The organism is Allocoleopsis sp., assembly GCF_036703385.1.
In the GTDB taxonomy this organism is placed as follows: domain Bacteria; phylum Cyanobacteriota; class Cyanobacteriia; order Cyanobacteriales; family Coleofasciculaceae; genus Allocoleopsis.
Window position 1 is genome coordinate 1 of record NZ_DATNPA010000066.1, and the last position, 6,970, is coordinate 6,970.

The window sequence follows — 6,970 nt, forward strand, 5'->3', positions numbered from 1 at the left end:
AGAATAGAGAGCAAAATATATTCAATTCCTATCAGTTCAGGAAAACCAAGACAGACATGTTTTCCCCGCATAACATCCTTAGGACAATCGGCAAACCTCCTGGCTCCCAAGGATGTCTCTAGAATCTTCAACTCCCCATCCAAAGCCAAATATTCCATTTGGCGAAGAGATAATAGTTGGTTTAACAAGAAATTCATTAGGGCTGGATCATTTGATAAGCTAGTTTTTGGAAAATTTCATCAACGTATAGACCTGTTTTAGCTGAAGTCGCATAGATTGCCATTACCTTATCTTGATTTTTGAAGGAAATAAAATCAAAAATATTTTCCATTTTATCCTTCTCTAGTAAATCTGATTTGTTTAAAGCAACGATGACAAAACCTTTAGGATTAACCGATAAAAAGCATTCAATATGATCGGAAATATGCTCGATTGTTACCTGGCGGTTGACATCAGCAACAACCACTGCGGTGGTAGCACCTTGCAAATAAGTCGGAGTGATGGCCTTAAATTTAGTATTTCCTTCTAAATCCCAAATTAGCAGCTGCAAATTTACCTGTTTCTGCTGCTCTGCTAATTGACATTCAACAGTCTTTCGAGAAATTTTTACACCGACTGTGGAAAGATATTGATCGCTAAACTGGCGATCCACAAAGCGACGTATTAAGCTGGTCTTACCTACACTAAAGTCGCCAAGCATACAGATTTTTTTTGATATTGTTGAAGGCATTGTAATTGTTCAGCTCAGTTCGAGGACGAAACCTGTAGGAGAAGGCCGTTGCTGGTATGCTGGCAAGAGCAAACAGCGGGGAGTCCTAACCAGGGTTCACACACCATAAAACTGCGGAAAATAAAGCGTGTCCTCAGTCGTAGCGAAAACCCGAAATAACATTACCATGTAATGATTCAATGAGGAGTCAAAGCCTCTGAACAATTGTCAGTCAGATCTTCAAAAATTGCCCCTCGCCCTATCAGCTCACGCTTCATCAGCTCAGAAAGACCTAAATTGTAGGCAAATAGTGTCTGGGTCACGTCCGCAAGCCTGAGATTAGTCAGACTGAGATTGGCAAGCTTCAGATCCGCTCCGCTCAGGTTAGCACTACTCAGGTTGGCACGGTTCAGGTTAGTGCGGCTGAGATTGGCTCTGCTGAGCTTAACACCGGTGAGATTTACACGGCTCATATTTGCGCCACGCAGGTTGGTGCTGCTGAGATTGGCACGAGTTAGATTAGCCTTGAGCAGGTTGGCACCGCTCAAATCTGCTTCGTTCAGGTCGGCACCGCTGAGATCTGCTCCGATCAGGTTAGCATCACTCAAGTTGATACGATTCAAGGTACCACTGATCAGATTAGCATCTCTCAAGTCAGCCTCATTCAGGTTAGCCTCTCTCAGGTTGGCACTGATGAGCTTTGCATGAATTAAACTAGCATCTCTCAGGTCGCTACGGCTCAAATTGGCACCACTCAAGTCAGAGCTAATTAGCTTAGCATCCCTCAGATTGGCCTGAATGGCATTAACGCTAGTTAAGTTGGCACAGAGCAATTTAGCATTAATGAAATTAGCACTGATTAAGTTAGCACCACTGAGATTGGCATCGCTTAGATTAGCGTTCCTGAGGTTGGCATCCCTCAAATTAGCACCACTCAGATTAGCATTCCTCAAATTGGCACCACCCAAGTCGGCACGGCTTAGATCCGCACCGCTCAGGTCGGCACAATTGAGGTCGGCACGATTGAGGTCGGCACGGCTCAAATTAGTTCCGCTCAAATCGGTGCGGCTTAGGTTAGCACCACTCAAGTTATCGCCGCTGAGATCTTCACCGCTAAGATCGACACCCACAAAATCTTCAGCAAGATTTAGACCAGCAATTTGCGCCAGCCTGGACAAGTCCTCTGCTCTGGCCCCCATGAGTTGCTGGATCAGGTTGTAAAGGTGCAGGGCAAAGGCTTTATCAGTCATATCGCAACTCTTGCCGACTCAGATAGGGTTTTAATTTTCGCTTCAGTAAGTGACGAGCGATCGCTCTGTGAATAATTACCCTCTTCTTTTTCCCAATTTTGTGTGGTACCAGACCTGCCGCATCCGTTATATAGATATCTTCTGGCGAGACGCAAAATATGGCTTCCACACGGCAGGGCAATGCTTTCACCCTCAAGGTTCCCAGTAAGGTACGATTGAATGAGCCTTGTAAAATAGAATTATCCTTTTCTGCCGCAAAAACCCAGGTTAAATTTTCCTGTAAACCTTGAGTTCTGCTCCCAGAAACAGCGATCTGAGCCGGCGCTTCTTTCCTGACTGTTTTCAGGGCTTCGAGGCTTGGCTGGAGTTCAGGTTTTCTCTCTCTTAAGTAGACCGTGAAACCACTTTGATAGTTACTGCTTTCTGGGTTGTATCGTCCCGGTTCTCCAGAAAGTTCAAAAGCTCCCTTTAGTCCGGGTGATGCCAGGGAAAGTTCCCCATTTTCTACCCTTAACTTGAGTTTTCCACCTTTTATACCGAACTTAAGGCACCTTCCGGGTAACGGCTCCTCCTGTTCATTGAATTGTAGAGCCAAGTACAGTTGAATTTGGTTGGTTGCAGCCGATTTTGTCTTGAGGTTAAAAATCCCCTGCTTCTCGGCCTGAATCAGCCTTCCTTCCAATTTTATGGATAGGCAGACTGGACAGTTGTTCTCAGGTGGAGCCTGAGAGAAGGGAGGGGGATGTTGTGGCATTACCAAACTGATATCAGTCTGTTGGAGGATGACTATATTATCATGACTGTGAAGCGATTTTCTCTCTCCATAGATTGACTTTCTCCTTGAAAGTGAGCTACTCCACAAACAAATTGCCGAGGTAGTCGGGATGTATTCCAAACCCAAAACTCAGCGCTATGCTATCCAACCCTGTGATTGGTCAATTGATCAACTCCCAGGATTAAGCGAGCGGGATCGAGATCAGCTACGAAGATTAGGCATGACAACAACTGGGCAACTCCTGCAAAAAGCTAGCACTGTGCAATTAAGGCAAGTGTTGGCTAATCAGCTGGAAATCAAGATTCAGTACGTAAACAAATGGGTTGCGTTAGCAGATTTGGCTCGTATACCGGGGATTGGTTGTCAATACTGCGGACTCGTGCTGCACGCGGGCATCTGCTCAGCGACTCAACTTGCCCAGACTCCTGCCCACAGATTGCATCAACAAATCTTACGGTTGCAAGTCGCCATGATGCAGCGCAAAGATCTTTGCCCTCATGTAGACAAAGTTGCATCTTGGATTAAACAAGCGCGTGAGTTAGCTTAAAAGTATAAAGGGTAAAGGATGTTAGCGAAGCCGAGGCGTTAGCCCAAAGTTACTTGCTCCTTACCACTACCCAGCACAAGATGTCTTGTCTTAAAGCGACTTGAATCAAAAGTCTTGCAGCGGACTGAACTAGGGGAATATCCAGTCGTGCGTACCAGCGCTAGGCTCTAAGAGTGGTAGACAATGGTTGCCCTTGAAAGCCGACTCTTTCAAGCCCCCGTTATATCCGTAGGGTTAACGGGGATCATTGACCCTTCATCCGAACTCAGTTCCTAATCTTTGGCTAACACGCCATTGAGGAAAATATCAGCTAGCCCTTCTGCCATCTCTTGCATTTGCTTAGGGGAGGCTCCTGGTTCCATGATGGTTTCATGGCTGAAGCCAGCAACAGCAAACATGCCCAAAAACACCTGAGCAACAATTTTGGGGTTCGTGCGACGATAAATCCCTCGATCCATTGCCGTTTGGAAGAAGGCTTCAGCGACATCCGTCATTTTGATGATCACTTCTGACTGAATGCGATCGCGTAACTCTGGATGAAACTGGGCTTCCATGAAGCAAACTTTCATCATATCGGCATTCTCATGCATTCGCAGCATCCGCCGTCGCATCACCTGCGCCACAGCTTTATAGCTGCCCATCTCACTGAGTTCTGTCAGCAAATCAGTAAGAATTTCTATCCAGCCTTGAGTTGCGACCTCAATTAATATGGCTTTTTTGTTCTCAAAATGGCGAAATAGGGTACCTTCTGCTACTCCAGCGGCACTGGCCAAATCACGGGTTGTTGTCCCGTCATATCCCCGCGTCGCAAACAAATGCTGCGCTGCTTGGAGGATGCGTTGCCTTGTCTCTGTTTCTGACTGAGGAGGCCGATTTAAAATTCGCATTTGAAGTCCCAACAAAAGCTGTAGCGCTATTGTCCAATAAGATACCTAATAATTGGCAAAAGTTTCGTGAAGATATTCTCAGCTGCAAATTTCTCACCGAATGAAGATGGGGGAAGTCGGCTGTTGGCAGTTCGTTCCGAGATTTTGGTACAAACATCCCCCTCTGTGCCATCCCGACTAGGCTATATCTTCACTACAGCAAGGGTTCTAGCCTATCCACTTGAGGTTATGTAAGTGCTTGTCCTGTGTATGTAACAGCTCATAAAAATTTTTACTACTATGCAATTTATTTACCTAACATATAACAGTCGTTTCCATCTGGTACTCTCCCTAATCTAATTCCCCCCCGGAGGCTGGCATCATGGCAGATCCCGTTCATGGCACACTCATTGATACTACCTGGCCGAGTCTGCCTCTTGCCGAGTGGCAAGATACCTATGAAACGCTCCACATGTGGACTCAGATCGTTGGCAAAATCCGGCTGACGTTAGCTCCCAAAATTAATCATTGGTGGCATTCTACGTTGTATGTTACGCCGCGTGGACTGACGACCTCTTCAATAGCTTGTGGAACGCGCACCTTTGAGATTAGCTTCAATTTTCTCGAACACCAGTTACAAATCGACACCAGTGACGGCACCAGCCGCAGAATTGCGCTTGTTTCCCGCTCTGTGGCGGACTTTTACCAAGATGTTATGGGGGCATTGCGTGCGCTCGGTATTGATGTTCACATTTGGACGATGCCGCAGGAAGTACAGGAACCTATCCCCTTTGAGCAGGATGACAAACATGCCGTTTACGATGCAGAGTACGCACAGCGGTTTTGGCGTATTCTCCTGCAAGCCGATCGGATAATGACAGCGTTCCGTTCGCGCTTCATTGGTAAAAGCAGCCCCGTACACTTTTTCTGGGGCAGTTTTGACCTTGCCGTGACTCGCTTCTCTGGGCGGCTTGCGCCAGAGCATCCAGGTGGAGTGCCTAACATGGCAGATTGGGTAACAAGAGAGGCGTACTCGCATGAGGTGAGTAGCTGTGGTTTCTGGCCAGGGGGTGGGGCAGTGATAGAACCGGTTTTTTATGCTTATGCTTACCCTACACCGGAGGGATTCGCAGACTATCTTATCCAACCAAAGGAAGCATTTTACAACTCCCAGATGGGAGAGTTCATCCTGCCTTATGAAGCCGTGCGACAGGCTGACAATCCTGATGAAGTCCTCCAAAGCTTCCTCCAAAGTACCTACGAGGCAGCTGCTCATTTAGGAAATTGGGATCGAGCCGCCTTAGAAGGCACTCCAGTTTTATAAACCTGACTTGGGTTCATCCCAAAAGGTACTCAACCCGGATGTGATATGAAACATTTGGGTTAAAGTAACAATTTAGCACTCAGACAAGGGGATGCTCTCAATCCAGTTGTCCTAAAATTGGCAGCTTTCAATCAGCTCCACCGACTCATCTACTCACAACAAAATCTTATGCCCTGCCAACATCTCAATGAACTAACTCCGGAAACCTTAATTTCTAAGGCAAACTATCCCATATTCCGCTGTGAAGAGTGTATGCGGATTAATGGTCGCTGGGTACATCTGCGCATCTGCCAAACCTGCGGCAAGATGCTGTGCTGTGACTCATCTGAACATCAGCATTCGCGTCGTCACTATGAGGAAACCGGACATGCTGTAATCAGTTCAGCGGAATTAGGAGAGCAATGGCTGTGGTGTTTTGTGGATGAGCAATCCAAGAACTATTGACATAGAACCCCTACCCTCGCAACGAGCTACTTTTTTTGGCAGGATATAGCAGGAGTCGGAGAAACTGTTATTGAGAACACTAAAAACAGTGCCAATTGCTACCGCTATATGAGTCAGGTGAATTTATTCGTTCTGCTTTTCAAGGTTGTTGCTGCCCAGTTAAGACAACATCGGTGGCGATCGCTCATTTTAGCTTTCCTGGGGACGGCAATTATTGGATGGGGAATGCTTCCCGCTGCGGCTTTTGCTCGCACCGAAACCCCAGCCGCATCCTCTGCGTCCATCCAGCCTTACTTGGAGGGAGTTATCCAGCGAATCACAGAGTTTCGCCTGGATAACGGCATCAAGTTCATTGTGCTCAAACGCGACAAAGCCCCCGTTGTGTCCTTTGTCACCTATGCCGATGTTGGGGGTGCCGATGAACCTAATGGAAAAACAGGTGTTGCTCACTTCCTGGAGCATTTAGCTTTTAAAGGTACCACGCGCATCGGGACGAAAGACTACAACGCCGAAAAGCCACTTTTAGACAAGCTAGATCAGTTGTCTGAACAAATTCAAGCAGCTAAAAAGGCAGGTAAAGAGACAGAAGTTACCAAGTTACAGGCAGACTTTACCCAAGTGGAGGCCCAAGCCGCTAGCTTGGTCAAGCAGAATGAATTGGGTCAGATTGTGGAGCAGTCTGGGGGTGTTGGCTTGAATGCGGCGACATCCGCCGATGCCACAGTCTATTTCTACAGCTTTCCTGCCAATAAGATAGAGCTGTGGATGTCTCTGGAGTCGGATCGATTTCTAGACCCCGTATTTAGAGAATTTTACAAAGAAAAAGATGTCATCTTAGAAGAGCGTCGTCTGCGAACCGATAACTCTCCCATCGGTAAGATGATTGAAGTGTTTCTCGATACCGCTTTTAAAGAGCATCCTTACCGTCGTCCGGTGATTGGCTATAACGAAGACATTCGCAGCCTTACCCGTGAAGATGTTCAGCAGTTTTTTGAGACTCACTACGCTCCCAGTAAATTGACGATCGCAGTTGTGGGTGATGTTGACCCCACGAA

Annotated in this window: 8 protein-coding genes; 4 read left to right on the top strand and 4 right to left on the bottom strand. The window is 46.8% G+C overall.

What is annotated here, in order from left to right; all coding sequences use genetic code 11:
* Window positions 1-196: 196 nt before the first annotated feature.
* The 3 genes from V6C93_RS03545 to V6C93_RS03555 all read right to left on the bottom strand — a co-directional run bounded on the left by V6C93_RS03545 (window position 197) and on the right by V6C93_RS03555 (window position 2,713).
* Entirely contained in the window at window positions 197-730 is a 534-nt protein-coding gene (locus V6C93_RS03545; protein WP_333475268.1) for a Rab family GTPase, read from the bottom strand.
* Window positions 731-906: 176 nt separating this feature from the next.
* On the bottom strand, window positions 907-1,959 hold the full coding sequence (locus V6C93_RS03550; protein WP_333475269.1) for a pentapeptide repeat-containing protein: 1,053 nt from the start codon (window positions 1,957-1,959) through the stop codon (window positions 907-909).
* Complete coding sequence (locus V6C93_RS03555) at window positions 1,952-2,713, bottom strand: hypothetical protein (RefSeq protein WP_333475270.1); 762 nt, start codon at window positions 2,711-2,713, stop codon at window positions 1,952-1,954. The genes V6C93_RS03550 and V6C93_RS03555 overlap by 8 nt, the downstream gene beginning before the upstream one ends.
* A gap of 130 nt (window positions 2,714-2,843) precedes the next feature.
* Between V6C93_RS03555 and V6C93_RS03560 the strand changes: the two genes are divergently transcribed.
* Entirely contained in the window at window positions 2,844-3,281 is a 438-nt protein-coding gene (locus tag V6C93_RS03560) for a DUF4332 domain-containing protein (protein WP_333475271.1), read from the top strand.
* A 272-nt stretch (window positions 3,282-3,553) separates the two neighbouring features.
* On the opposite strand, the gene V6C93_RS03565 is transcribed toward V6C93_RS03560, so the two are convergent.
* The gene (locus V6C93_RS03565; RefSeq protein WP_333475272.1) at window positions 3,554-4,168 is read right to left on the bottom strand and encodes a TetR/AcrR family transcriptional regulator; all 615 of its coding nucleotides are present in this window, start codon (window positions 4,166-4,168) and stop codon (window positions 3,554-3,556) included.
* A 361-nt stretch (window positions 4,169-4,529) separates the two neighbouring features.
* On the opposite strand from V6C93_RS03565, the gene V6C93_RS03570 reads away from it, so the two are divergent.
* The 3 genes from V6C93_RS03570 to V6C93_RS03580 form a co-directional block, all read left to right on the top strand.
* Window positions 4,530-5,471 (top strand): DUF5996 family protein, encoded by a 942-nt coding sequence (locus V6C93_RS03570; protein ID WP_333475273.1) that lies wholly within the window; start codon window positions 4,530-4,532, stop codon window positions 5,469-5,471.
* A 168-nt stretch (window positions 5,472-5,639) separates the two neighbouring features.
* On the top strand, window positions 5,640-5,915 hold the full coding sequence (locus V6C93_RS03575; protein ID WP_333475274.1) for a UBP-type zinc finger domain-containing protein: 276 nt from the start codon (window positions 5,640-5,642) through the stop codon (window positions 5,913-5,915).
* A 225-nt stretch (window positions 5,916-6,140) separates the two neighbouring features.
* Window positions 6,141-6,970 (top strand): M16 family metallopeptidase (locus V6C93_RS03580; RefSeq protein ID WP_414644144.1); only part of this gene is annotated, 830 nt, incomplete at its 3' end.

Coding starts and splice junctions, on each gene's coding strand:
- V6C93_RS03575 (WP_333475274.1), top strand. CDS start 5,640: ATGCCCTGCCAACATCTCAATGAACTAACTCCGGAAACCTTAATTTCT.
- V6C93_RS03545 (WP_333475268.1), bottom strand. CDS start 730: ATGCCTTCAACAATATCAAAAAAAATCTGTATGCTTGGCGACTTTAGT.
- V6C93_RS03560 (WP_333475271.1), top strand. CDS start 2,844: ATGTATTCCAAACCCAAAACTCAGCGCTATGCTATCCAACCCTGTGAT.
- V6C93_RS03565 (WP_333475272.1), bottom strand. CDS start 4,168: ATGCGAATTTTAAATCGGCCTCCTCAGTCAGAAACAGAGACAAGGCAA.
- V6C93_RS03555 (WP_333475270.1), bottom strand. CDS start 2,713: ATGCCACAACATCCCCCTCCCTTCTCTCAGGCTCCACCTGAGAACAAC.
- V6C93_RS03550 (WP_333475269.1), bottom strand. CDS start 1,959: ATGACTGATAAAGCCTTTGCCCTGCACCTTTACAACCTGATCCAGCAA.
- V6C93_RS03570 (WP_333475273.1), top strand. CDS start 4,530: ATGGCAGATCCCGTTCATGGCACACTCATTGATACTACCTGGCCGAGT.